The organism is Xylanibacter ruminicola 23, from assembly GCF_000025925.1.
Taxonomy (GTDB): domain Bacteria; phylum Bacteroidota; class Bacteroidia; order Bacteroidales; family Bacteroidaceae; genus Prevotella; species Prevotella ruminicola.
Map to the genome: position 1 here is coordinate 3,539,620 of NC_014033.1, position 26,699 is coordinate 3,566,318.

The 26,699-nt window shown below is 47.0% G+C and carries 23 protein-coding genes; 16 read left to right on the forward strand and 7 right to left on the reverse strand.

All coding sequences use genetic code 11. The features are described from left to right. Positions 1-193 precede the first annotated feature (193 nt). The 5 genes from PRU_RS14750 to PRU_RS14770 all read left to right on the forward strand — a co-directional run bounded on the left by PRU_RS14750 (position 194) and on the right by PRU_RS14770 (position 7,738). Complete coding sequence (locus tag PRU_RS14750) at positions 194-3,457, forward strand: TonB-dependent receptor (RefSeq protein WP_049769199.1); 3,264 nt, start codon at positions 194-196, stop codon at positions 3,455-3,457. A 140-nt stretch (positions 3,458-3,597) separates the two neighbouring features. After that, a complete protein-coding gene (locus PRU_RS14755; protein ID WP_013063866.1) occupies positions 3,598-5,139 on the forward strand; it encodes a glycine--tRNA ligase in 1,542 nt (513 codons plus the stop codon). Between the two features lie 3 nt (positions 5,140-5,142). Further along, positions 5,143-5,784, forward strand: coding sequence for an FKBP-type peptidyl-prolyl cis-trans isomerase (locus tag PRU_RS14760; protein ID WP_013063259.1), 642 nt, complete (start codon positions 5,143-5,145; stop codon positions 5,782-5,784). Positions 5,785-5,827: 43 nt separating this feature from the next. Then, on the forward strand, positions 5,828-6,664 hold the full coding sequence (locus tag PRU_RS14765; RefSeq protein WP_041386415.1) for an AAA family ATPase: 837 nt from the start codon (positions 5,828-5,830) through the stop codon (positions 6,662-6,664). Between the two features lie 75 nt (positions 6,665-6,739). Next, positions 6,740-7,738 (forward strand): DUF4435 domain-containing protein, encoded by a 999-nt coding sequence (locus PRU_RS14770; RefSeq protein WP_013064467.1) that lies wholly within the window; start codon positions 6,740-6,742, stop codon positions 7,736-7,738. Between the two features lie 89 nt (positions 7,739-7,827). Here the strand turns inward: PRU_RS14770 and PRU_RS14775 are convergent, their stop codons facing one another. From PRU_RS14775 to PRU_RS14800, 7 genes are all read right to left on the reverse strand, one after another. Then, positions 7,828-8,781: a type I phosphomannose isomerase catalytic subunit gene (locus PRU_RS14775; protein WP_013064340.1), complete on the reverse strand. Its 954-nt coding sequence runs from the start codon at positions 8,779-8,781 to the stop codon at positions 7,828-7,830. A gap of 18 nt (positions 8,782-8,799) precedes the next feature. Then, on the reverse strand, positions 8,800-10,257 hold the full coding sequence (locus tag PRU_RS14780; RefSeq protein WP_013063436.1) for a TrkH family potassium uptake protein: 1,458 nt from the start codon (positions 10,255-10,257) through the stop codon (positions 8,800-8,802). Beyond that, complete coding sequence (gene trkA / locus PRU_RS14785) at positions 10,251-11,606, reverse strand: Trk system potassium transporter TrkA (protein ID WP_013065411.1); 1,356 nt, start codon at positions 11,604-11,606, stop codon at positions 10,251-10,253. The genes PRU_RS14780 and trkA overlap by 7 nt, the downstream gene beginning before the upstream one ends. Then, positions 11,603-13,501, reverse strand: coding sequence for a 1-deoxy-D-xylulose-5-phosphate synthase (dxs, locus tag PRU_RS14790; protein WP_013064005.1), 1,899 nt, complete (start codon positions 13,499-13,501; stop codon positions 11,603-11,605). Before dxs ends, trkA begins: the two co-directional genes overlap by 4 nt. Positions 13,502-13,578: 77 nt before the next feature. Further along, on the reverse strand, positions 13,579-14,115 hold the full coding sequence (locus tag PRU_RS14795) for a DUF4294 domain-containing protein (protein ID WP_013064610.1): 537 nt from the start codon (positions 14,113-14,115) through the stop codon (positions 13,579-13,581). 194 nt (positions 14,116-14,309) lie between these two features. Further along, positions 14,310-14,414, reverse strand: coding sequence for a smalltalk protein (locus tag PRU_RS16210; RefSeq protein ID WP_013065065.1), 105 nt, complete (start codon positions 14,412-14,414; stop codon positions 14,310-14,312). 126 nt (positions 14,415-14,540) lie between these two features. Beyond that, a complete protein-coding gene (locus tag PRU_RS14800; RefSeq protein WP_013063648.1) occupies positions 14,541-15,083 on the reverse strand; it encodes an HU family DNA-binding protein in 543 nt (180 codons plus the stop codon). A 464-nt stretch (positions 15,084-15,547) separates the two neighbouring features. Here PRU_RS14800 and PRU_RS14805 point away from each other — a divergent pair, with 464 nt between their 5' ends. The 11 genes from PRU_RS14805 to PRU_RS14855 all read left to right on the forward strand — a co-directional run bounded on the left by PRU_RS14805 (position 15,548) and on the right by PRU_RS14855 (position 26,669). After that, positions 15,548-15,877, forward strand: coding sequence for a hypothetical protein (locus PRU_RS14805; protein WP_143040097.1), 330 nt, complete (start codon positions 15,548-15,550; stop codon positions 15,875-15,877). A gap of 47 nt (positions 15,878-15,924) precedes the next feature. Then, a complete protein-coding gene (locus PRU_RS14810; protein WP_013064263.1) occupies positions 15,925-17,454 on the forward strand; it encodes a type I restriction-modification system subunit M in 1,530 nt (509 codons plus the stop codon). Positions 17,455-17,491: 37 nt separating this feature from the next. After that, positions 17,492-18,706 (forward strand): PDDEXK nuclease domain-containing protein, encoded by a 1,215-nt coding sequence (locus PRU_RS14815; protein WP_013064864.1) that lies wholly within the window; start codon positions 17,492-17,494, stop codon positions 18,704-18,706. 40 nt (positions 18,707-18,746) lie between these two features. Continuing rightward, the gene (locus PRU_RS15510) at positions 18,747-19,925 is read left to right on the forward strand and encodes a restriction endonuclease subunit S (RefSeq protein ID WP_013064409.1); all 1,179 of its coding nucleotides are present in this window, start codon (positions 18,747-18,749) and stop codon (positions 19,923-19,925) included. A gap of 15 nt (positions 19,926-19,940) precedes the next feature. After that, positions 19,941-20,213, forward strand: a complete 273-nt coding sequence (locus PRU_RS14825; RefSeq protein ID WP_041386419.1) for a hypothetical protein — start codon at positions 19,941-19,943, stop codon at positions 20,211-20,213. Positions 20,214-20,272: 59 nt separating this feature from the next. Continuing rightward, on the forward strand, positions 20,273-23,665 hold the full coding sequence (locus tag PRU_RS14830) for a DEAD/DEAH box helicase family protein (RefSeq protein ID WP_013063518.1): 3,393 nt from the start codon (positions 20,273-20,275) through the stop codon (positions 23,663-23,665). A 435-nt stretch (positions 23,666-24,100) separates the two neighbouring features. Beyond that, the gene (locus PRU_RS14835; RefSeq protein ID WP_013065508.1) at positions 24,101-24,970 is read left to right on the forward strand and encodes a hypothetical protein; all 870 of its coding nucleotides are present in this window, start codon (positions 24,101-24,103) and stop codon (positions 24,968-24,970) included. Positions 24,971-25,183: 213 nt separating this feature from the next. Next, the gene (locus PRU_RS14840) at positions 25,184-25,666 is read left to right on the forward strand and encodes a hypothetical protein (RefSeq protein ID WP_013064724.1); all 483 of its coding nucleotides are present in this window, start codon (positions 25,184-25,186) and stop codon (positions 25,664-25,666) included. A gap of 126 nt (positions 25,667-25,792) precedes the next feature. Beyond that, positions 25,793-26,146 (forward strand): hypothetical protein, encoded by a 354-nt coding sequence (locus PRU_RS14845; RefSeq protein WP_041386421.1) that lies wholly within the window; start codon positions 25,793-25,795, stop codon positions 26,144-26,146. A 2-nt stretch (positions 26,147-26,148) separates the two neighbouring features. Further along, on the forward strand, positions 26,149-26,340 hold the full coding sequence (locus tag PRU_RS14850; protein ID WP_041386423.1) for a hypothetical protein: 192 nt from the start codon (positions 26,149-26,151) through the stop codon (positions 26,338-26,340). Between the two features lie 47 nt (positions 26,341-26,387). Then, positions 26,388-26,669: a DUF3127 domain-containing protein gene (locus tag PRU_RS14855; RefSeq protein ID WP_013065214.1), complete on the forward strand. Its 282-nt coding sequence runs from the start codon at positions 26,388-26,390 to the stop codon at positions 26,667-26,669. Positions 26,670-26,699: the final 30 nt, after the last annotated feature.

Sequence of the window (26,699 nt, forward strand, 5' to 3'; positions counted from 1 at the left end):
TTCAATTGAAAAGTACCTGGAACGCAAATGTTTTCTAGGTACTTTTCATTTTTTGTGGTTTTTATGTCAAAAAAACTTGCATCATATTGTTTTATTTTGTATCTTTGCCCCGCAAGTGGAACAATTTAACTGGTTGAAGATGAAAAGACTTTCTACATTACTATTTGTACTTTTGACAATATCGCTTTCTGTTATGGCTCAGGTTACTACATCTGGTATTACAGGTGTGGTGATGGCTGATGGCGAAGAGGCTATCGGTGCTACCGTTACGGCCAAGCATGTGCCTTCGGGCTCTATCTATCGTGGTGTTACCAATATCGATGGTCACTACACGATTACAGGCATGAAGGCGGGCGGACCTTACGAGGTTGAAATATCGTATATCGGTTTCCAGACATCGCGTTTTACCGATATCCAGTTGGCCCTGGGTCAGAATGCTGTGGTTGATGCCACGCTGAGCGAGGGCTCAGAGATGATTCAGGAGATTGTGGTAACAGCTAAGGCCAACAACACTATGCGTAGCGACCGTAGTGGCGCTGTAACCAGCCTGAACGCTAACCAGATGGCTGCTGTGCCTAATATCGGTCGTTCTATGCTGGATATCATGAAGATGACGCCACAGTCGAGCTCGGCCAGCGGTATGGCTATTGGTGGTGGAAACTACCGCCAGTCGTATGTCACCATCGATGGTGCCTCGTTCAACGATTCGTTCGGAATGGAACCCAGTCCGCTGCCTGGTGGCGGCACTCCCATCTCGCTCGAGGCACTCGATCAGATGACCGTTTCGGTTACGCCTTACGATGTGCGTCAGAGTGGTTTTACTGGCGGTGGTGTGAATGCGGTTACCAAGAGTGGTACCAACACCTTTAAGGGTATGGCCTATACCTTCCTGACCAGTTCCGACCTGAAGGGTAAGAAGATTCGTAACGACCGGTTGCCCGTATCCAAGGGGCATAACAGCACCTTTGGCTTGAGCTTTGGCGGACCGATTATCCAGGATAAGCTCTTCTTCTTCCTTAACGGCGAGTACGAGGATAATGTGACGGCTGGCCCAGCCGTGATGGCTTATAACCGCAGCGACCAGCCCTATTCGGCCACGAATCGTCGCCCCAAGTTGGCCGAGCTCGAGAGTCTGTCCACCTACATGCAGAACGCTTATGGTATTACCACAGGTCCTTGGCAGAATTATAACCTGAAAACGCCCGCCTACCGTATTCTGGCCCGTATCGACTGGAACATCAACGACGATCATAAGTTTAATGTGCGCTTCACCAAGTCGAACCGTAAGGAGGCCAACCCCGCTTCGGCATCGCGTAGTATCGGTAGCAATCGCACCTCTATTATCTATGGTGGCAACCAGAACTCGTATGGCGGCAATACCGATTATGGTATGTCGTCGCTCTCAAGCCGTTATATGACCGAGTTCCGCTTCACTTCGGTGGCTGCCGAGCTCAATAGCAAGTTCGGTAAGCTGCATAACACCCTGCGTGGCACCTACTCGTATCAGGACCAGCCCCGTAGCAACGAGTATGGTGTTGATGTACCTGTGGTTGAGATTGTGATGAGCGATGGTCAGGGCCATTATCCTTACTGGGCGCTTACCGGCGATTTGTTTACTTATGGCAATGTGGCCAAAACCAAGACTACCGTGATTACCGACGAAATCAATATCCAGTTGGGTAAGCACAACCTGTTTGGCGGTTTGCAGTACGAGCACAACTGGGCTGCCAACGGCTATGCTCAGGCAGGTGCCGGCTATTATGCCTTCCAGGCCAGTCAGGACGAGATAGATAAGGCCATCGTAAACAACGACTGGGGGCCGATTTTCGCAGTAGATCACACCCGCTTGTTTGGTATCACCTATGGCAATGGCGACAATCACGATCATTTTTTGGCTAAGATGAGCACCAACCAGTGGTCGCTCTATCTGCAGGACAACATGAGCCTCTCCGATCGTTTCCGCATGTCGCTTGGTCTGCGTTTCGAGCTGCCGTCTTATCCCAGTCTGAAGGATAATTTCAACGAGGAGTATTATAAGATTAGCTTTGGTGGCGAGCATTTCCGCACCGATAACGTGCCAAATGCCAGCATCTCGGTATCGCCGCGTGTGGGCTTCAACTGGGATATCACCGGCAATCGTAACCTGATACTGCGTGGTGGTTCGGGCCTCTTCATCGGTCGCCTGCCGTTTGTTTGGCTCATCTCGGCTGTAGGCAACTCAGGTATGGGACAAACCTCGTATATTGCCTCGCAAACCAAGGGTATTATTCCTACCTTTACCACCAGTCAGCAGAATATGCTGCAGCAGATAGGTGCTCAGAGCAAGATTTCGGTGCCCAGCAGCGCCACTATCCTGAGCGATAACCTGCGTATGCCCAAAACGTGGAAAACCTCGTTGGCACTCGATGCCAAGCTGCCTGGCGATATCGACTTTACCATCGAGGGTATCTATAACCGCGATATCAACCCCGTAGTAGTGGCCAATCGCGACATCTACTGGGATGGCACTTCTACTATCGACTTAGGTCACGGCGATGTGCGCCATAAGATGTCGTATTACGATGCCAACTCTTCCGCTTATGTGCTCGAGAATGCAGGTCATAAGGCCTACTATATGTCGCTCAGCGCCCAGTTGCGTAAGAAGTTCGACTTTGGTCTCGATCTCTCGGCCAGCTACACCATCTCAAGGGCCAAGACCTATACCGATGGTATCGGCAACCAGGTGGCATCGGCCTATAACAACTACCGCAACTCGGTTAATGCCGTTAATGATAACGAGCTGGGTTACGCCACCTACGTGGCTCCTAACCGCTTGCTGCTCTCGGCCAGCTACACACTCAACGAGGGAAAGAACAACACCTCGCACTTCTCGTTGGTTTACGATGGCTACCAGTATGGTTTCCTTACCGAGTATGCCTTCAGCCGTTACAGCTATATCTTCTCGGCCAATGTTAACAGCGACGCCTTGGCGCCTGCCAACCTGATTTATGTGCCCGCCTCGCGCCAGGAACTCGACAGCTGGGACTTTGCCGAGAGTACCTACGGCGCTAACCATCAGGTATATACCGCCCAGATGCAGCGCGACGATTTCTGGGCCTATATCCAGCAGGACGATTATCTGAAGCATCGCACCGGTAAGTATGCCGAGCGTGGTGGCGCTAAGATGCCTTGGCACCATCAGATCGACTTTAAGTTCGAGCATGATATGAGTCTCCTCTGCGGTAAAACCAAGCACACCCTGCAGTTAGGTGTCGATATCCTCAACCTGCCCAATTTCCTTAACAAGAAGTGGGGACTTTACAAGCAGGTTACCGAAACGTCGCTGCTCTCTTATAGCAAGGGTCAATACACCTATAACACCGTTAATGGCGAGCGCCACCTGCACACCTATTCCGATTTCCTCGGTCTGCAGTCAACGTATCAGATTATGTTTACTATTCGTTATCTGTTTAATTAATAGAGATTAATCCTCGCCAAAAGGCGGGGATTTTCTATGATTTTATGTTAATTATCAACTTTCAATTCTCAATTATCAATTTATTTGTGTAACTTTGCAGCCAAATTATATTATAGTAAATTGTCAAATTGTAAATAGAGATGGCACAAGAAGATGTATTTAAGAAGATCGTGAGCCACTGTAAGGAGTATGGCTTTGTATTCCCCTCAAGTGAGATTTACGATGGTTTAGGAGCCGTTTACGATTACGGTCAGAACGGTGTAGAGTTGAAGAATAACATTAAGCAGTATTGGTGGAAGGCTATGACGATGCTTCACGAGAACATCGTTGGTATCGATAGTGCCATCTTTATGCACCCCACCATTTGGAAGGCATCAGGTCACGTTGATGCTTTCAACGATCCCTTGATTGACAACCGCGACTCAAAGAAGCGTTACCGCGCCGATGTACTCATCGAGGATCAGATTGCCAAGTACGACGAGAAGATCCAGAAGGAGGTTGAGAAGGCCCGCAAGCGTTTTGGCGACAGCTTCGACGAGGCAAAGTATATGGAAACCAGCGAGCGCGTAAAGGAGACTAAGGAGAAGCGCGACAATCTGCACGCCCGTTATGCCGAGGCTATGCAGGGTCCCGATCTCGAGGCTCTGAAGCAGATTATCCTCGACGAGGAGATTGTTGATCCTATCAGCGGTACCAAGAACTGGACCGACGTTCGTCAGTTCAACCTGATGTTCGCTACCGAGATGGGTGCCAGCGCCGATGCTTCGATGAAGGTTTACCTGCGTCCTGAGACTGCTCAGGGTATCTTCGTAAACTACCTGAACGTGCAGAAGACCGGTCGTATGAAGATTCCTTTCGGTATCGCTCAGATTGGTAAGGCTTTCCGTAACGAGATTGTAGCCCGTCAGTTCATCTTCCGTATGCGTGAGTTCGAGCAGATGGAGATGCAGTTTTTTGTAGCTCCTGGTACCGAGCTCGAGTGGTTCCCCAAGTGGAAGGAAACCCGTATGAAGTGGCACCAGGCTCTGGGCTTCGGCGCCGAGAACTATCGTTTCCACGACCACGAAAAGTTGGCTCACTATGCTAATGCAGCTACCGATATCGAGTTCAAGATGCCATTCGGCTTCAAGGAGGTTGAGGGTATCCACTCTCGTACCAATTTCGACCTGAGCCAGCACGAGAAGTTCTCTGGTAAGAGCATCAAGTACTTCGATCCTCAGACCAACGAGAGTTATACTCCATACGTTATCGAGACTTCTATCGGTGTCGATCGTATGTTCCTCAGCATCATGTGCCACGCTTTCGAGGAGGAGAAGCTCGAGAATGGCGAGACTCGTACCGTACTCAAGTTGCCCGCAGCCCTCGCACCAGTTAAGTGCGCTGTTATGCCTCTGGTTAAGAAGGACGGTCTGCCCGAGAAGGCACGCGAGATTATCGACCAGCTCAAGTTCCACTTCAACTGTCAGTACGACGAGAAGGATTCTATCGGTAAGCGTTATCGTCGTCAGGATGCCATTGGTACTCCTTACTGCGTAACTGTCGATCACGACACCCTCACCGATGGTAAGGTAACTCTGCGTTTCCGCGACACTATGGAGCAGGAGCGTGTAAACATCAGCGATCTTAACTCAATCATCGAGGATAAGGTAAGCATCGCCAGTCTGCTTAAGAAGCTTCAGTAAACAATGAAGAATTTAAAATACATATGGCTCGCTTTGATACTGTTCCCACTTGTGGGAATGGTATCATCGTGCACCGAAGATGAGACCGAAGAGGGAGAGTTCGACAACTGGAAACAGAAGAACGAGTCCTACTTTAATCAGGTAGTTTCTAATCCAAACTACAAGAAAATCCTGACCTACACAAAGGATACCACAAATCCCAGTATTACCGATGCCGACTACATCTACGTAGATGTGCTGGAGGAGGGAAGTGGCACCGAAACAGCACTTTTCACCGACTCTGTGTTCTATACCTATCGCGGTAGATTGATTCCATCAAAGACGTACGAGAAGGGTTATGTGTTCGATCAGTCGTTCTTGGGCGATTTCGATTGGTCAAAATCTGCTATGCGAAAGGCATGCGCTAGTTGGAATCCAGTTGTCACAGCGTCGGGTACAATAAACACTTTGTGGAGCGAGGGATTCTGCACAGCCCTGCAGCATATGAAGAAAGGCGACCATTGGATGGTTTATATCCCCTATCAGCTTGCTTATGGAGAATCTGGCAATCGAGATGGAAGCGTTCCTGGATATAGCAATCTTGTTTTTGAACTTGCCGTTTCCGATATATGGCACCCAGGCGAATCGCGCCCTGCTTTTAAGTAAGTAGCACTAAGAATAACAAAACTTTTTATAAAATCCATTGCCTATGCCTAAATACGCCGATTACATTAAACGCATCGAGATCGACTCGCTTTGGAGCGGGAAGAAACATATTGTGTGGGAGCTTAACCGTCAGGTTAACATCCTCAGTGGTACTAACGGTCAGGGCAAAAGTACCATCCTGAATAAGGTGGTAAAGGGTTTGATTGCAGGTGGCGAGTTCCCCTCGCACATGCTCAAGGGTGTTCACTTGGATGTGGTGCCCGAGGATGCCAAGTGGATTCGTTACGACATGATTCGTTCGCTCGATACCAACCTGCAGCAGGCATTGGCCGAGGGCGAGGGATTCCTCCGTCAGGCCTTTTCGGCATTGGCTGGTGTTGGTGGCGGTTCGCTGCTCGATATCCAGCTCTACAACCTGCAGCGCAAGTACCTTGATTATCAGGTAAACATAGGCAATCGCATTATCGAAAAACTGCAGAGCGGCGATACCGATGCCGCTCAGCAGCTTTCACAAAAAAAGTCACGTTTCCAGGACATTGTAGATGACCTGTTCCGCGAAACGGGCAAAAAGATTATCCGTACCGAGAACGAACTGCGCTTCACCCAGATAGGCGAGGTGCTGCTGCCCTATCAGTTGTCGAGCGGCGAGAAGCAGATGCTCATCATCCTGCTCACCGTGCTGGTCGAGGACAACCAGCCTTACGTGCTGTTTATGGACGAACCCGAGGTGTCGCTCCATCTCGAATGGCAGAAGCGTCTGGTCGATCTCTGTGTCGAACTTAACCCTAACGTACAGATTATCCTCACCACCCATTCGCCCGCCATCGTCATGAATGGTTGGGTTGATGCCGTTACCGAAGTAAGCGATATAACAGTATAATTTAGCAGCGGACTACACGACTTTAGGAATAAGGAAAATCGTAAAGTCCTGTTGTCCGTTGCAAATAAATGAAGAATGGGAAGTAGATTAAAAGATAATCTGAATAGCAAGTATTTCGAGGCGGCCAATGCGCTCACCTCTAAAAAGGCGCGACGTAGGATAGTGGCCTATGTCGAGAGCTACGATGATATCTACTTCTGGCGCACCGTTCTCAGCGAGTTCGAGAACGATAAGCGCTACTTCGAGGTGATGCTGCCCTCAAAAATCAATCTCACACGCGGCAAGAAATCCGTACTGATGAACTTCCTCGAGGGCGAGCCATTGGGACGCGATATGATTGCCTGCGTAGATGCCGATTACGACTACCTGATGCAGGGTCGCACCCATCAGTCGCAGCGCATCCTGAACAGTCCGTACGTGTTCCACACCTACGTGTATGCCATCGAGAATTTTCAGTGTTACGCCCCTTCGCTGCATAATGTATGCGTGTCGGTAACGCTCAACGATCATCGCATCTTCGATTTCCGCGATTACTTCCAGCAGTTCTCCGAGGCCATCTTCCCACTTTTTGTGTGGAGTGTCATGGTGTATCGCAATGGCAATTACTCACGGTTCTCTATCACCGACTTCTGTCGTATTGCCGATCCGGGCGGTTTCAGTGTGCAGAATCCCGCAGCCTCTATCAACAACGTGAAGCGTAAGGTGCGCACCAAGATCAACGATCTGCAGCGCCAGTTCCCCGATGCCAAAGATGAGTATCTGCGTACCAAGGACGATATCCGTGCTTTAGGCGTAACGCCGCAAACCACCTATCTTTATATACAGGGTCATCATTTGTTCGACACCGTTGTGTCGCCCATCCTGTCAAAGGTGTGCAATCTGTTACGCCAGGAGCGCCAGAACGAAATCTATCACGCCTCTGCCCATCGTACGCAGAAGCGAAACGAAATGTCCTGCTACGAAAACTCGCTGCAGGACATTAAAACGATGCTTAAGAAAAACACGGGCTACATGAGTTGCGAGCAATTCCAACGCCTGCAGTCCGACATCCATAATTATTTAGGCACGGATTAACACGGCTTTATAAATAAAGACACGGCTGTTGTTAACGAAAAAGCAGCGTCTCTCTAAAAGAGAGCCGTGTTAATCCGTGCCAAAAATAATTAAACGAACGTCTCTAAGAATTTTACTTCGCCAGATACTTTTACTTCGGCGGTAGTGGCGGGCTGCAGGATGGTGTCACCCATGCGGAAGGTTGTCTCCTGGCCGTTGGCTTTGATGGTGCCCTCGCCCTTTACGGCAATCAGGATTACAAACGAGTCAAGCTCTGTGTAATCGAGTGTCATAGGCTCAGTCAAGTCGTAAATGGCTGTGGTAAAGTAGGGGCATGTAGCCACCTGTACGCCCTCGTTCTTGGTGCGCTCGTACTCGGCACGATAGTTGGGCAGCACGGTGTAGTCGATGCTCTCGGCCGCCAGCTCGGTGTGCAGCTCGCGGTAGTTGCCGTTCTTGTCCTTACGCTTAAAGTCGTAAATGCGGTAGGTTACGTCGCTTGTCTGCTGTATCTCAGCCACAAAGCAACCGGCACCAATGGCGTGTATGCGGCCGGCTGGAATAAAGAATACGTCGCCCTCGTTCACCTCGTAGCGTGCCAGCGCATCCGTAATCGTATCGTTCTCAACCATCTGCTTGTACTGCTCAGGCGTAATCTGCTGTTTCAGTCCGTTGTACAGCTGTGCACCTGGGGCACTCTCAAGGGCATACCACATCTCGGTTTTGCCGCGTGTTTTACCCTGTCGGTGGGCAATCTCATCGGTAGGGTGTACCTGTATGCTCAGGTCCTGACGGGCATCTATAAACTTAATCAGCAGGGGAAACTCGTCGCCAAAGCGCTCGTAGTTCTCCTGGCCCACCAGCTTATCTTTCAGCTCGCGTACCAGTTGGTTCAGGCTCTTGCCTTTGTACTCACCCTCGCTTACGATGGTCTCGTTGTCCTTTACACCCGAAATCTCCCAGCTCTCGCCTACATTCTCCAGGGTGTCGTTTAAATGCTTAAAGGGGATAATCTTGTCGCCTCCCCACAGTGTCTGCTTCAGCAGCGGTTCAAATTTAATCATAGCTATATTAGTGTTAGTTTAATTTTCTTTCCAGAAGGTACGTGTAAACAGTACCAGCACCGTCATAATCTCCAGACGTCCCATCAGCATCAACGGACACAGAATCCACTTTATGTATTCGGGCAGTATCGACCACGACATCACCGGTCCTATCTGCGTGCCCAGTGTTGGGCCTACGTTGCTCACACAGCTCAGGGCTATGGTAATGGCGTTGGTGTTATCAATGCCAGCCACAATCATAATGGTGGCCGTTACTAATGTCATCAGCATGGTGAGCGTGAAAAAGGCAAACAGTGCCACCAGTTTTGATTGTGGAATACTCATGCCGTTAATCTTTACAGGCAGCACAGCATTGGGGTGCAGTATCTGGCGGAAGTTATTACGTACCACTTTTAGCAGCATCACGCCTCTGATACACTTAAAGCCACCGCTGGTACTACCTGCACAGGCACCTAAGTACATTACCACACCCAATATCACCCAGGTGATATGTGGCCAGGTACCCGCATCCTCGTTAAACATACCCGTGGTGGTGATAAACGATACCACCTGGAACAATGCAGCACGGAAGGCATGCTCTAAGTCGTAGCCCATACGTGTCAGCAGCAGGTACATAATCCACAGTGTTGCACCTATCACCACGCTTACGTACAGCTTGAATTCCGAGTTGGTCAGCAGCGCCTTCAGTCGCATTTTTACAATGCTTAAATATAATAAGGTGAAGTTGATGCCCGACAGGAATTGGAATGTAATCGAGATATAGTCGATGGTAGGCGAGTGGAAGTACTCCGTGCTCTCGTTGTGTATCGCAAAGCCGCCCGTTGCTGTAGTGGTCATGGCGTAGTTCAGTGCCTCAAACCAGTTCATGCCTGCAGCACAGTACGATAATACGCAGGCCAGCGTTAGTATCAGGTAAATACTCCAGATCCATTTGGCAGTTGTGGTTAGTCGTGGGTGCATCTTGGCCTTGATGGGGCCTGTAGCCTCGGCGGCAAACACCTTTACACTACCACCCACCAACGATGGCAGGATGGCGATGGTAAAGAATACGATTCCCAATCCGCCAATCCACTGGGTGAGTGATCGCCAGAATAATATGCCGTGTGGCAGTATCTCCACATCGTCGATAATCGAGGCGCCCGTAGTGGTAAAGCCCGATGTTGATTCAAAAAAAGCGTCGGTAATGTTGGTAATACAGCCGTGGGTCAGAAACGGAAACATGCCGAATACCGAGAACACCAGCCAGGCGGCCGTTACCAGCAGGTAAGCGTCTCTACGGCTCAGACTGTTGTCTGCGTTACGTCCCATATACATAAACGTAAAACCGCTGCCAAAGGTTATCAGCAGCGATATCAGGAATGCCATCAGGTCGTCCTCGTGATACGAGAAAGCCACCAGTGCGCATAGCGACATAAACAATGCCTCTATGAGCAGCAGCGAGCCTATGATTTTACTGATGATACGGAAGTTTACCATATCGCATTCTTCTTGAAGTACTTTTCTATGTTGTTCAGTTTCTGTTCATGACAGAACACCATCACCGAGTCGCCCGCCTCAATCTGCGAGTTACCATTTACCAGCATACCGCGCCCGTCGCGCACCAGTCCGCCAATGGTCACACCAAATGGCAGTCCTAAGTCCTTAACCGGTTTCTTGGTTACCTTCGAATCCTCGGCAGCCGTAAACTCAGCCACCTCGCTGTCCACCATCATCAGCGATCGCAGGTTGTTCACGTCGGCATCCAACAGCATCTGGTAGATATGGCTGGCGGCGATGGTCTTTTTATTGATAATCGTACCGATATCCAGACTTTCGGCCATGCTCACGTAGTCCAGATTCTCCACCATCGCTACTGTTTTGCGCACGCCCATCTTCTTGGCAGTCAAACAAGCCAGAATGTTGGTCTCGGCATTCTCGGTCAGCGCCACAAAGGCCTGTGTATTTCTGATGCCCTCCTCTTCCAGCAGTCCCAAGTCGCGTCCGTCGCCGTGTATCACCATCGTGTCCTGGTTCTCCAGCAGCTCGTTCAGCTTCTCGCAGCGCTTGGCATCCTTCTCAATAATCTTCACGTGCATGTAGTCGGGTGTGGTCAGCGCCGCACGTACGGTGGTTTTGCCGCCGCCCATCATAATCACGTTCTTCACGTCGGTATAGTGCTCCTTACCTACTATCTTGCGTATGTAAGGTATATACTCCTTGGTAGTCATAAAGTAGGCCAGGTCGCCCACTCTCAGTTCGTCCATACCGCTTGGTATAATCGTGTCGCCTCCGCGCTTAATAGCCACAATGTGGTACGGGTCGTCGGGGCCGCACAGGTCCTTCAGCGGCTGGTTCAGTATCTCGGCCTGCTCTCTCAGCTTGATGCCCAGCATGGTCAGTGCACCGTCGTGTACATCCCAGCGCTGGCGCACCCACGATAGCTTTAAGCCGTTGTTGATATCAATGGCCGCCAGTACCTCGGGGTAAATTAGCGAGTCAAGTCCTAAGTTCTTAAAAAAGGGTTGTAAGCTGGGTGCCAGGTACTCGTAGTTATCAATACGTGCTACGGTTTTCTTGGCGCCCAAGGCGTGTGCCAGTATGCAGGCGTTAATGTTCGTGCTCTCTTCGGGTGTTACGCCCACAAACAGGTCGGCATTAGGCACACCGGCCTCTTTCAGAGCTCTAATGCTGGTTGGCGATGCGCAATACGTCATCACGTCGTACTCGCTCATTTTAGCCAGTCGCTCCTCGTCGTCATCAATCAGAATACAGTCCTGATGTTCTCTCGACAGCAATTTCGACAGGTGAGTACCTACGGCGCCTGCACCTACTATCACAATTTTCATGCCTCCAAAATAGCTTTCTTAATGCCTTCTTCGTCAATGCCCACAATGTGCTGCAGCTCCTTTACGGTGCCGTGCTCCACAAAGTTGTCGGGCAGTCCCAGTCGTGTCACCTTTGGTGCGTAACCGTGATCGTTCATCCACTCCAGCACAGCGCTACCCAGTCCGCCTTGGCGTACACCGTTCTCAACGGTAATCACCTTCTTAAACTTCTTGCCTACCTCTTCCAGAATCGATTCATCAATCGGTTTGAGGAATCGCATGTCGTAGTGTGCAATTGATAATTGACAATTGATAATTGACAATTGTTCTATCGCTCTGGTGACATTATTGCCAATCGGGCCAATGCTCAGTACAGCTATGTCGTCGCCGTCGTGCAGTTTACGTCCGGTACCCACCTTTATCTCCTCCAGTGGGCATCGCCAGTCCTGCAGCTCGCCGCCACCACGTGGATAGCGTATCACGAACGGACCCTTGTTAGGCAGCTGGGCGGTGTACATCAGTCGTCGCAGCTCGTGCTCATCCAGTGGCGAGCTAATCGTCAGGTTTGGTATGGGGCGCAGGGCAGCCAGGTCAAAGGCACCATGGTGTGTGGCACCATCCTCGCCCACCAGTCCCGAGCGGTCAAAGCAGAACACCACGTTCAGGTTCAGCAGTGCCACGTCGTGTATAATATTGTCGAATGCACGCTGCGCAAAGGCGCTGTAGATATTGCAGAAGGGCAGCAGTCCATCTTTGGCCATACCGCCGCTGAATGTCACGGCGTGTCCCTCGGCTATACCCACGTCAAACGTGCGTTCGGGCATCTCTTTCATCATGATGTTCATCGAGCAGCCGCTGGGCATCGCAGGAGTCACACCCACAATCTTTGGGTTCTGCTTAGCCAGTTCCAGCAGCGTGTGTCCGAATACATCCTGGTATTTCTGTGGCTTGGTGGGGTCGTTGTCCACCAGGCGCTCACCAGTGTCGGGGTTAAACTTGCCCGGTGCGTGCCATACCGTCACATCCTTCTCGGCAGGTGCATAGCCATGTCCCTTCTTGGTGTGCAGGTGCAGCAGTTTGGGTCCGGTCATATTCTTCAGCTGACTCAGTATGCGCACCAGTTCCTTCACGTTGTGTCCGTCAAACGGTCCGAAGTACTGTATGTTCATACCGTCAAAAATGTTCTGCTGGTGACTGATGGCGCTCTTCATGGCGTTTGTCAGTCGTATCAGGCCTTTCTTGCGGTCGTCGTTCAGCATACCGTGACGGTTAAACCAGCGTGCCGTCTTAAACTTAATGGCGTTATACGTCTCGTTGGTGCTCAGGTTCAGCAGATACTGCTTCATGCCGCCCACACTGCGGTCGATACTCATGTTGTTATCGTTCAGTATGATCAGCAGGTTGTTAGGGCTGCTCGAAACATTGTTCAGTCCCTCAAAAGCCAGTCCGCCGCTCAGTGCACCGTCGCCAATCACAGCCACCACATGGCGGTTGTGCTTGCCCTCCAGTTCAGCTGCTACGGCCATACCCAAGGCTGCCGATACCGAGTTGCTGGCGTGTCCGCAGGCAAAGGTGTCGTACTCGCTCTCTTCGGGCGATGGGAAAGGCTTAATTCCGCCCAACTTACGGTTGGTGCAGAATCGGTCTTTACGGCCAGTCAGAATCTTATGTCCGTAAGCCTGGTGTCCCACGTCCCAAACTATTCTGTCTTCGGGGGTGTTATATACGTAATGTAGTGCAACCGTAATTTCGGCCACACCCAAACTCGAGGCTAAGTGTCCAGGGTTCACTGCCACTTCTTCAATGATGTCGCGTCGCAGTTCGTCGCAAACCTGTGGCAATTCATCCACCTTTAGTTTTCTCAAATCATCAGGTGTCTGGATCTTATTTAAAAGAGTAAACTCAGTTTTTTCCACACAAAAATTCTTTTATTTCGAGTGCAAAGATATACATTTATTATTAAACTGCAAAATATATTAGCAATTTTCTTAGTTTAAATCTGCCCACTCTCCACCATCAGCACCACGCGTTCGGTCAGTCGGTCCACGCCCTTTGCGTCGTACTCCTTTTTCAGGCTGGCACCAAAGCCCCAGGCAAACACCTGCCAGAATCCCGCTCTCAGGGGTCCCATAAAGGCTTTAATCATATCGTAGCTGCTCGAGTGGCATTCTCGGTCAATCAGTTTTATCAGCAGCTTACCTTGGCTGTAGGTCAGTTTTTTCATTTTGGGTTTGTAGGTTTTAAATATGTCGGCTTCTACGCGCTTCATGTGTTCCGCCTTTTCCTGGTCTGTTTGCAGCGTTTCCAGGTATTCGGTGGTTTCAATCAGCATCATGCGTGCCTCTTTGGCTATAGGCAGCACTTTCTTCACGTTGTTCACCAGTCGCATGTACTGCTGGGCCTGTTTTTTGTTTTTAAATGTCAGTTGCGGGTACACATACACATTGTTCATCTCCATGTATTGTATGCTGTCGCCCTCGTGCAGCACTTTTCCCACCTTTACGGTTGGTACAAATGTAGGCGAGTCCATCTCCGCCAGCACCTGCTCGGCGGTTATCCGTTGTTCCTCCTGCGCCTGGGCGCAAGCAGCACAACACAGCAATGCTATGATAAACCCTTTTCTCATTTTCGGGTGCAAAGGTACAAAAAAAATCGCAACGGCATCACTCCGTTACGACTTTTTAATTCATTTAATGTTTAATGTTTCATGTTTAATGTTTCATGTTACAACGTGCCAACGCACGATGTGGCTCCCAGCGCCGTCACTATCGCCGTAGCGATACTAGCAATCATCTGCACGATGAACTTTAATGTCTCCTTCTTGCTCATAATCTTTAATCTTTAATGTTTCATGTTTCGCTCGACATCCCGTAGGGTGGCGCTTGCTACCGAAGGGACGCAAGAATGTTTAATCTTTAATGTTTAATGTTAGGGTGGGGCTTTCGCCCCAACCCTTTAGTCTCCAATCGGCTCGTTATGATTTCCGCCGCCACCGGTATTGCCACCAGTGTTTCCACCGGTATTGCCACCGCCATTGCTTGGCTCGTCGGGATCCTCAACCGTACCTGGGTCTGTCGAGGTCACACGCTTAATCTCCTTACCATCGCGGTCGTAGCAGGTAATCTGGATGGCTGTGCCTGCCAGCTCCTCCTTCAGATCCACCGCAGGGGTGAAGATAATGCGGCGACTGGTTACCAGTCCGGCTTTCACCTCATCTACCTTGGCTACACTCTTGGCGCGGATACCGAATCGCATGGTTCCCAAACCTGGCAGCGCAACCGAGTGACCCTCAGTGGCCCACGCCTTAATCACCTCGCCAGCAGCATCCCAGCAGGCCTGCATAATGCCTTTGCTAACGCCGCTGCGCAGAGCAGCCTCCTTAATCACCTTGTCCTGAGAGAGTGAGGTGTACAACTCAGGCATCATGATGTAGCGATAAGTGCCCTCATACTTGCCAATCTTCTGCAACTTTTCCTGTGCTTTAACTTTCAATGCCATAATTCTAGTTTAATTTTTGTGTTGTTGTAAAATAATTTTTAATGTTTAATCTTTAATGTTTAATGTCTCAACTCCGATGTTGGTTTTGCGGCCTCACGTGGCAGATTTTCTTAATGCACGTGGGAGAATCTTTTTCCTCGTGTGGGAGCGTCATCTCCATCTTTATCTTGACAATGCAAAGGTACGAAATTTTCGTCATACTATGAAATATCAACTGTTAATGAATTGTTAAAATCTCCAAGGTGCTGTAAGTGTTACAGTAGTGACAGTTACAGTTTCTTTAATGAGCCCTAAAAACTAACAACTAAAATTTTACTATATATAATATATATTATATATAGTAATTTGTTTTTGTAAATATTTCTTTCTTTTTGCATATTTGCTCGCCTAAAAAACTGTAACTGTAACAATTGTCACACAGAAATCTCTACAAAATTTGGTCGAATCAAAGATTTGTGCTATCTTTGCAAGCAAATCAACAATTAGTGGATATGCCCGTAGATAAGCAAGTATTATTAAGATATAGAGTTCTGAATAGATGTTTCAGAAACCCCTTTACTGAATATACTCTCGACGATTTGGTTGAAGAGTGCAACAAATCACTGGTTGCTGAGTTCAACAAGCAGGTTGGCAGCCGGGCTTGGACTTCACTTCGCGGGCTGCATGATAGTGTGCTTATCGATACCTTGATTGCCAAAGGTGTTGATGTTTCGGCTGTTTATGATGGTGTAACTATCTCATTTAAGCGAAAAATCGCTTTAAATGCGGATAAAACTAAGGTTGTGTTTGCGTAGTTCGTTTTTTTGTGTTATTTTTGCAGTGATAATTAAAAATAGATAAGATGGCAAGTAACCAGAACCAGAATTCTTCGACTATAACCGGCGACGCAAAAAGCCGTATAGATAAAATTTGGGATACGCTATGGGCAGGTGGAATCACCGTGCCCGTTACAATCCTTGAACAACTTACATATCTGTTTTTCATCAAGTTGCTGGATGACAAGCAGCGACGCGAGGAGAGTAACGCTATCGAGTTTGGTTACGAACTCGAAGACCCTTTGTTTAAGAAAGGGCAGAAGTGGACCAACCCTGAAACCAACCAAGAGGTACCTTACGAGGAATTGCGCTGGTCGGTATTCAAGAGCTTCTCGGCTCAGAATATGTTGCACCACGTGCGTAATAATGTGTTTGTGTTTATCAAGGGCATTGGAAAAGAGAGTGGTTCGGCTTATAGTCGCTATATGCAGGATGCTGTGTTCAGCATTCCTAAGGCAGATGTACTGCAGTCCGTGGTAGATGATATCGACCTGCTGGATATGGAAGATGCCGACACAATGGGCGATGTGTATGAGTATATGCTGGCGCGCATGTCGGAGAAAGGCCAGAATGGACAGTTCCGTACCCCTCGCCACATCATCCGAATGATCATTACGATGGCCGAGCCTAAGATCGATGATGTGATTTGCGACCCTGCGATGGGTAGCGCAGGATTCATCATGGAGGCTGCCAAGCAGATATACGACCAGAATCGTGCTGTAATCCAGTCGAACGAGGATGTGCGTAAACGCTATTATTCTACCATGTTCAACGGTTTTGATACCGACCAGACTATGTTGCGTATCGGTGCGATGAACATGCTGCTGCATGGTATCCCTTCGCCCAATATCAAGTATCAGGACTCGCTGTCGGAGGATAATACCGATCAGAGCCGCTATACACTCTGTGTGGCCAATCCGCCATTCTCGGGTAAAGTGCTTAAAGGCACTATCAGCAAGAGTCTGCTCTCTATAGCCAATACCAACGCTACCGAACTGCTGTTTGTGGCGCTGTTTGTACGCTCGCTTAAGGTGGGTGGCCGATGTTTCTCGGTAGTACCCGATGGCGTGCTGTTTGGTAACGATAAGGCCCACATGGCCATCCGTAAGGAGCTGGTTGATAAGCAATGCTTACGTGCCGTTATCTCTATGCCTGCTGGTGTGTTCCAGCCATATAGCGGCGTTTCTACCGCCATCCTGGTGTTTACCAAAACCGATGCTGGTGGTACGGATAAGGTGTGGTTCTACGAGATGCGTGGCGATGGCTTTACGCTCAATGCCAAGCGCACACCTTGCAGCGACGATGATATCCCCGATCTGCTGCAGCGTTGGCAGCATTTGGATGCCGAGACCGATCGCACACGAAAGGACCAGAGTTTCTTGGTGCCTGTGGATGAAATCCGTCAGAACGACTACGACCTGACCTTTAATAAGTACAAGGAAGTGGTTCGCGAAAAAGTGGTTTACGACGATCCCAAGGATGTGTTTGCCCGTATCGAGGCCCTTGAGACGCAGTTTGCTGCTAAGCAGCAGGAGTTTAAAACCAAGTATTTGTAATTTTCCACGCACTGCGTACACAATTTGAAACAAGACTATGAATAAGGAAATACAGTTATCTGGCGAAAAACTGCTACGAGCTGTAGCTGATATTAAAGAAGCCATTTTGCAAGGCCAGTATGAGGCCAGCAAGGGCGTGAATCGCATACAGTTGGCAGTGTATTTTGGTATCGGAAAATATATCTCCCAGCATACACGAAAGGGTGTATGGGGTACTGGCGCATTAGATGCAATCAGCAATCAGTTACGTAGAGAATTGCCTGGACTGCGTGGATTCTCGGCTACCAGTCTGAAGAAAATGCGATTGTTTTATGAACATTGGGCATTTTTGGACGCAAAATCGTCCGTCACAACGGACAATTTCAATTCGTCCGTCGCAACGGACGATATTTCAGGAAGTGAGCTTGCTGATAATTCGGCAACTTCAATTGTAAAATTGGAAGAAATTGATATTTATAATACGATTCAAGTTCCTCTTACACAAGATTTTCCTATAGAGGACTTCTTTAGAGTTCCATTTACGCACCATGTCGAAATATTCAAGATTACCAATCTTGATGCACGCTATTACTACATACATAGGACTGCTGAGGAACATCTTCAAGTAGAGAGGCTAAAGAAGTTGATCAAGGAGGATGCCTACGGCCATCGTGAGCAGATGCCCAGCAACTTTACTAAAACCATTTCTAATGCTGAGATGATGCGTAAGGCCGTCATGATGTTTAAAGACTCCTACATGCTGGATTTTATTAATGTGGAGGAGATTGGTGTGCGTGACAGTATTGATGTGGATGAGCGTGTAGTTGAAAGGGAAATAGTGAATAAGGTGAAGAATTTCATCATGACTATAGGGCGCGACTTTACGTTTATGGGAAACCAACAGCTGTTGGAGGTATATGGCGTAGAGCAGTTCCCCGACTTGTTGTTCTTCAATCGCGAGCTGAATGCTATGGTGGTGATAGAACTGAAGACAGGTGAATTCAAAACCAGCTATCTTGGTCAGCTGATGGGCTATCTTACTATTCTGGACGAGAAAGTCAGAAAACCACATGAGAACCCTAGTATTGGTATGGTATTGTGCAAGTCGGCCAATCGTGAGTACGTGGAGTTCATGATTCGCGACTATTCAAAGCCAATGGGTGTGGCTACTTATAAAACGGCTGATGATATGCCAGAGAAATTCCGTAAAGCATTGCCTGATATTGATGCTTTGAAGAAATTGATGAGCGAAGGGCAAGATAAGGATGAATAGATTCTAATTGTACTGAAATCGGTGCATTTAACTAAGATATATGGATAGAAGTAAGTGGGAATATAAGAAACTTGGAGAGGTAGCTAAGTTTGTCGGAGGAGGAACGCCTTCAAAAGCAAATGAGGATTATTACACTGGTAATATCCCCTGGGCAACCGTGCGTGATATGGTGAATTTTAATCTATCGAAAACTGAATTGTGCATCACAGACCAGGCAGTCAAAGAAAGTGCAACAAATATTATTCCTAAAGATACTATTATAATTTCAACTCATGTAGGGTTAGGTAAGATATGTCTGTTAATGCAAGACACAGCGATCAATCAGGATTTGAAAGGTGTAATCCTCCCTCAATCAGTCGATAAAATGTTCTTTGCTGCATGGTATAAAAGTATTGCAGATTATGTCATATCTAATGGAAAAGGCGCAACCGTCAAGGGGGTGACTATGAAATTTGTAAATGACTTGAAGATTCCTATACCACCTATTAATGACCAGCAGCGGATTGTGGCGGAGTTGGATTGCTTGAACGAAATGATTGCTTTAAAGCAAGAGCAGTTAAAGGAGTTCGATAAACTCGCTCAGTCTATCTTCTATAATATGTTTGGGGATCCTGTTACTAATGAAAAGGAATGGGATGTTATTGAATTAGGGGATAAATGTGAGGTGACATCGTTTAAAAGAGTACTAATCGAGGATGTCGTTGATTCTGGAGTTCCTTTTATAAGAGGTACTGAATTAATGGCACTAAGCAAGGCTACTAAAGGTGAAAAAATAGAATTTACTTTATTCATAACACCAGAACATTATGAGCAAGTAAAAGCAATATCTGGCGTTCCCGCTGTTGGCGATTTGCTTATTCCATCAATTAATTCTGAAGGAAATATATGGATTCTTGACACTGACGAACCTCGATATTATAAAGACGGACGAGTCTTATGGGTGCATGTAAATCACGATGCTTACACAAGTGAAGCGTTGAAATTTATTATGCATATTTTGCTTAAGAAGACTTATTCTGTAATGGCCACAGGTGCCACATTTGCAGAACTTAAGTTATTTGTGTTGCGAGAACTAAAGACAATTCTTCCCCCTCTCGCTCTGCAGCAGCAATTCGCTGAAAAGATTCAGGCGATTGAGGCACAGAAGGAACTGGTAAAAAAGAGCATTGCTGAAACTCAGCAGTTGCTTGATAGTAGAATGGATTATTATTTTGATTAAGATATTTTGAATATTATGAATAAGGAACAAAAAATACATGAAGAAATGATGCGTATGAAGGTCAATAATGCTACGATGGACATTATACGCGCAGTAAAGGTACAAGGTCTTGATCCGCAAGCAACTATTGTCTCTATCGTGAAAGCTTCGGCAGTTCTTATAGAGGGCTACGCTTCTATAGGCGGAGATGCTGATTCGTTAGAAATGATGATGAAGGAAATGATAAGGCCTGCGAGGAAGGAAGCGAAAAAGATGTATAAAGACGCGAAGGATTTATTTAAAAACTAAACGTGCAATGTCCCAGGTATGTCCTAAGTTGTAAATAGATAAATAAAACGATAACGACTATGGCTAAAGAACCGACTATGTCGCTTGGCTCGTCCAAGAACTTCGACTACCTAAAAGAACTGCCGCTATTTACGACGCTGTATAATCAGTGCGACAAAGCGGAAAGTTGCTGCAAGACTGACCCAGATAAATCGGCAATGGCTTGCAGACGTTCATTAGAGTGGACTGTCGACCTGATTTATCGGGTACAGCATTGGGAAGTAGCGCCCCGTGCAACGCTCTTTGAAAAGGTAAAGGACTCGAAGTTTACCGATTTTATCAATTCGCGCGATTTGATGCAGAAACTGCATTTTGTGCGCAGCGTGGGCAATCGTGCTGCACATGCCGGCGGTGTGTCGAAAAAGGATAGCGAGTACGCCGTGATAGATATCTACTACTTTGTAGGCGACGTGCTGATGCTACTAGGCTACATTGAGTGTTATCCTAAGTTTGATAAAGCGCTGATTCCTGATAAGGGTACACCAGTAATGGTGATTAGTGCTACCAGCGAAGAAATAGCCAAACAGCAGGAAGAGGCTGCTAAAACAGCTAAACCCGTAACTACTCCTGCATCGCAGGTGGTGGTAGCGCATAATCCTGAGAACCTATCCGAAGCCGAAACACGCAAGTTGTATATCGACGAGATGCTACGCGAGGCAGGGTGGGAGATATCAGAAACCGATAATGCTATCGTGAGCGGAAAGGCTTGCATCGAAATCGAGGTGCATGGTATGCCAAACGCATCGGGCATAGGTTATGCCGACTATGTGCTGTTTGATACCAACGGTATGCCTTTGGCTGTAGTTGAGGCTAAGAAAACAACGGTGGATCCCATAGTGGGCAAAGCCCAAGCCGAACTCTATGCCAAGTGCCTGGAGGCAAAATATGGTGTAAAACCAGTAGTTTACTATACCAACGGATTCGAAACCAATATCATCGACGGATTGGGTTATCCAGCTCGCACTATCTACGGTTTCCATAGTCGACAGGATCTTCAGAAACTGATACAGAAGCGTGGCCGTCAGGATATCATCGATATGCAGGCCAAGGACGAGATTGTGAACCGTCCATATCAAACCAGAGCCGTAAAACGTGTCTGCGAGCACTTTAATCTGAAGCATCGCCGCGCATTGCTGGTAATGGCTACGGGTACAGGTAAAACGCGCGTATCTATAGCAATGGTAGAGGTGCTGCTGCGTAACAATTGGGTAAAGAATGTGCTGTTCTTAGCTGATCGTACAGCACTGGTAGAGCAGGCTTTTGGTAAGTTTAATACCTATCTGCCTGATGAGACCAAGTGTAATCTGTGCGACCCGCTGCAAGGCCGCAACCTTGATGCACGTATATTGTTCTCTACCTACCAGACGATGATCAACTTCATCGATATCGAGGAGAAGACATTCAGTGTAGGTCGTTTCGATTTGATTATCATCGATGAGGCTCACCGCTCGGTATTTGGTAAGTATGGTGCTATATTCGACTATTTCGACTCGTTGCTGGTAGGACTTACCGCCACGCCACGCGAGGAAATCGACCGCAGCACCTACCGCCTGTTGGAGCTGGAGGATGGTGTGCCTAACGATTATTATGAGTATAGCGAGGCCGTAAGAGATGGGCATCTGGTAGATTTCGAGGCTCTTAGATACGATTCAGATATCCTGAAGCATGGTATCAGATACAACGACCGTACGGAAGAAGAAAAGGAACAATTAGATACCATCTTTGAGGAAGAGGGTACTGGCGAACGCGATATCGACAACAACGAGATATTCCGTTATATCTATAATACAGATACCATCGACAAGGTGCTGCAGGAACTGATGGAAAAGGGACTGCGTGTGGATAGCGGCGAGAATATAGGTAAGACCATTATATTTGCTTACAACCATAAGCATGCAGCAAAGATAGCCGAGCGGTTTGCTGTACTGTATCCGCAACTGGGCGCTGACTATTGCGAGGTAATCGACTATCAGGAAACTCAGAAAAAGTATTTGCTTGGTGAGTTTGAGAAGGTAGATCACGAACCACGTATAGCCGTAAGTGTGGACATGCTTGATACAGGCATCGATGTGCCCGAAATACTGAATCTGGTATTCTTTAAACCGGTACACTCGAAGATTAAGTTCGAACAGATGAAGGGACGTGGAACCCGACTGTGCGAGAACCTGTTAGGACCAGGCAAACATAAGGAGAAATTCCTGATTTTCGACTTCTGTAACAACTTTGATTACTTCGACGAGAATCCGAATGGTGCCACTACTTCAAGGCCAGTATCGCTTACAGAGCGTATTTTCGGTATGAAGTCGGATATGACTTTGCTGTTGCAGCGCGAGGGTAATAAAGACTTTGAGCGCCAGCTGCATAGTGAGATGAAACACGAGTTATGGCAGCAGGTAGATGGGCTTGGATTTGAGCGAATACTGGTGCGTAAGAATGGGGCAGAGATCGACCCGTTCCGAGCCGAAAAATATTGGGATGACCTGAAGGAAGCCGATATCGCTGTACTAAAGCATACCATCGGCCCATTGCTGGTAGCTTCGGGTGACGAAATGGCTATGATGCTGGATGTGATGATGTATGCCTGCGAACTGGCATATCTCAGAAAGGTAGCTATGCCATCAGCTGTTGTCGAGAAACTTAAGCAACTGTGTTACTTCTTGAAAGCTAAGAAGAGTAACATCCCACAAGTAAGAGAGCAAATGGCAACCTTAGATGAGGTGATGACCGACGAGTTCTGGCAGAAGGCTACGCTTGAGGATATGGAACGTGTGCGCAAGGTGCTGAGGGAACTGATGCGCTTTGCCATCGATAAGAACGATAACAAAACGTTTGATGTTGACATCAAGGATATCATAGATGCCCCACGCGTAGATACGCCTAAACCACAGAATGTAACTTATAGTCAGAAAGTGTTCGACTATCTGGCTGAGCATCGCAACGACGAGGTGTTCCAGAAGATATATAATATGGAGCAGTTGACTATTGCTGATGTACACGAGCTGGAGCGTATCATGTGGGAAGAGTTAGGTAGCAAGGAACAGTATGAAGAATACTGCAAACGAGAGCGCAAGATATATGGTGGCAATGTAGCTGCATTGATTCGTTCGCTGTGCGGTATCGACAGGGCAAAGGCTCATCAGAAGTTCTACGAGTTTATCCGTTCTGAGCAGCTAACAGCCATACAAGAGGAATATCTGGATAGCATACTGAACTATGTATGTGCCAATGGCGATATGGAACGCCGCACCTTAGGTCAGGATCCGTATCGTGAGTTTAACTGGCAACTGGCTTTTGGCGACAATCGCGCCAAAGTGGCCAACTACGTAGATTTTATGCACCATCTGATAGAGGGCGTCATACCATACCCCAAACTCGACGAAGAAACCTCTCTCCCCATGGCCGCCGAAGAGTAAGAATAAAAAAGCGAGGAGCGAACATCACTGTTGGCTCCTCGTATTACTTAAACTATAAAATTGAATTAATCAACCATAAATCTTAACTAATGCTCAGCGCATCGCTGCGAATAATGGGCATTAAAACAAATTCCTAGGTGCAAATATAATACTATTTTTTGAACCATCAATAATTAATCGGGAAAAATTTTGTTAATTCTATTAAATTTATTACCTTTGCATTCGTATTAGTAAACCTAACTTAAGTTATTTATTGAGAGTTGTTAACATGTTGAATTACTTAAAATCAGAAAGGAGGGCAAAGAGATGATGATAACATAAGATTTTCCGTTTAATATTTGGGCGGAAAGTCTTTATTACGAAAGATGCACCGCCTGTGATAAATGTATGAAGACTAATATCAAACCTATTCTATAAAAGCTAAGACTGAATAAAATGAAATTCAAGGTCTTTTTCGTCAGGTATGTACAAAGCATGCCTGATCTCTTCGGGAATGTCGTGGCCGTAGATGGTACCGATGCTCTCAAACCCGTGATTGTCAACGACTTCTTGAAACGCAAGGAGCTAACTTTTATCAACCCCAGAAATGGAAAAACCTATCACCGACATTATGCCATTATGCCTCAGGGTGGAGTGGCTGTGATTGATGTGGGAAAATATGTGGATGGCAACTTTGTGTATGCTACCGTAGGCATTAATCTGAGCGGTAACCAGTACCAACCATATATAGTGATAGGATGCCACCATAAAGAGTTTAGCGATACAAACCTGATAGCTAATATGGTAACACAATCGCTTAACTGGGCGCTGGCTGGTACCAATACAACCGTAAAGCTTGAGGCCTGCCATAAGCCAATAGCCTGGGAAAAGGATATCTTGCATTCGTATATGAAGGGTATGGATAACCGTATGTTTAACCCCATGAATGTTTTTGGATATGAGATGCTTGAAGAGCGGTTTGAAGAAATCGGTAAAAGTAAGGGGCGACCAAGAAAATCGATTAATATAGACGATTATCTGCCCAAGGCTATGCGACAGAAAATTAAAGACTGGCTACATGAGGAGACTGATCAATATCAGTATCCGATTGATATGATGAGGGCTATAAGAGTTCTGTTTGAACTGGAGATTATTAAGAGGCCTACTTACGAGGCATTTGTGAGAGCGTTTGATAAAGAACAACTGATAGCGCCATCGACCTATAATAGTTATATGAACCTGAATAATAATCCCTATGAACACGATGCTACTTACGTAAGTATGAAAGCTGATGCAAGGAGAAAGTTCTTTCTTGATAGCGTTTGATAGCGTTTGATAGCATTTAATAGCATTAGATAGCGTTTAATAGCGCTTGATAGCATTATCCATTATTTCATATTTCGCTATGAAATGATGGATATTTTTTGTTTTATTTTTAGCTGGATACTTTACTTTTGCAAGCGGATTTCCAACCATTAGTAATAATGTCTAAGCAGAAACATGTGTGGGCCTATTCTGTTTCGCAAACGTGAAGCAAGAATGAAACAAATTGTGATAGAAATTGAGGATGAGGCTTACGAGCCTTTTATGGGAATGTTGCGCCTTTGTCCTGCTGCAAAGGTGGTGGGCACGAACAGCTTTGCTGAAACACGCGATGTGATTGATCGGTGTTTTGCTGAAGCTATTAGGGAGTTGCAAGCCGATAAAAAGGTGTATAAGCGTCCCAGCGACCTGGCTTACATCATGATAGGTGTAAACGATGGTGCTATTAATGGTGTGGATTATTATCTAACGCCTGATGACTTTACTGGCTATCTGTTACAGGTTGGTATTAATCAACTGCCTAAACGCTCAACAATCTACAATAAGGTGAATGACACCGTTGGCAAATTTCCTGATTGGAGCTTTGTACATGATGTGAAACCTAAAGAAAAGATAAGGAGAAAAAATCTGTTTTTGCGTTTTTCGAGTGCTTTCGGAAGGGCTAAACGCCAAAAGTTGGACGGATTTTTGGACAAGTAACCGAAAGCTGGACAGGTTTCTGGACAATCGAAAAAACGGCCATTGTCGGCTCGAAAACTTGCTATACTTTTGCCGACGGAAATCAGATGATAGTCGTCTGATATGGTTTAAATTAAAGAATAAAAAATGAGAAAGAAGATGAACATTATCGGTTACTTTACTGTACCGATAAAAGTGATTGAGGGTGAAATGAGTTGCGATCAGGACATCGACAGCTACGCACTCAACGTTAAGGATCTGTTGGACCAACAGGTGAGTCAAGAACTGAGTGAAAAACTTACTGAGATGCTACTTGGTTTTAATGAAGATGTGCAACTGGAAATGGTTGAGAACATGCTTAGTTTTATCTGTGCTAAGGTGCTGCACACTACGGGGTGTTATTCGGTTGATACAGCATTGGAATTGTGCTATAAGTGGATTGGCGAGGAGCTAGGAATAGCTACCAGCGGGTTCGGTAAACTGATGAATAAGCTGATTTAACGATGGCGGAGAAGAAAATTAGAATAGAAGGCCGGGTGAAACGGATAGAGTATCTGAGATACCTGGCTAATGTGAGAGCTGAAGAACACCAGGCGGTGGATATGGGATACCGCATCACGCGCAAAAGTATCGAAGAGATTAGGGAGGAATTCGTTAGAGTTTCAAATTTTGATTCAATCTATTTGGAAATTTAAAAATGTAACAATGAAATAATGTAACAATTTTAAAAAGTAAAAGAATTATGAACACAATGATTTTAAGAGTGAAAAAGTGCGGGGTAATGACTACCGTACAGAGTGAGAAAAGTGAGAATGGCGTACTTGACAAGCGTACACTGGTACTGCAGATGTTGGGTGGCAAGTATGAGGACAGCTTTGTGGTAACAGCCCTGGGCAGTTTGGCCACCATCGAGTGGACCGAGGGCGAGTTGGTTGCCTGTAGCATGAGCTTCAGAACCCGAGAGCACAACGGACAGGTGTACATGGACGTGATTGCGAACGAAATCCAAAAGATTAAACGTTGAACATTAAACATTAAAGATTAAACATTAAAG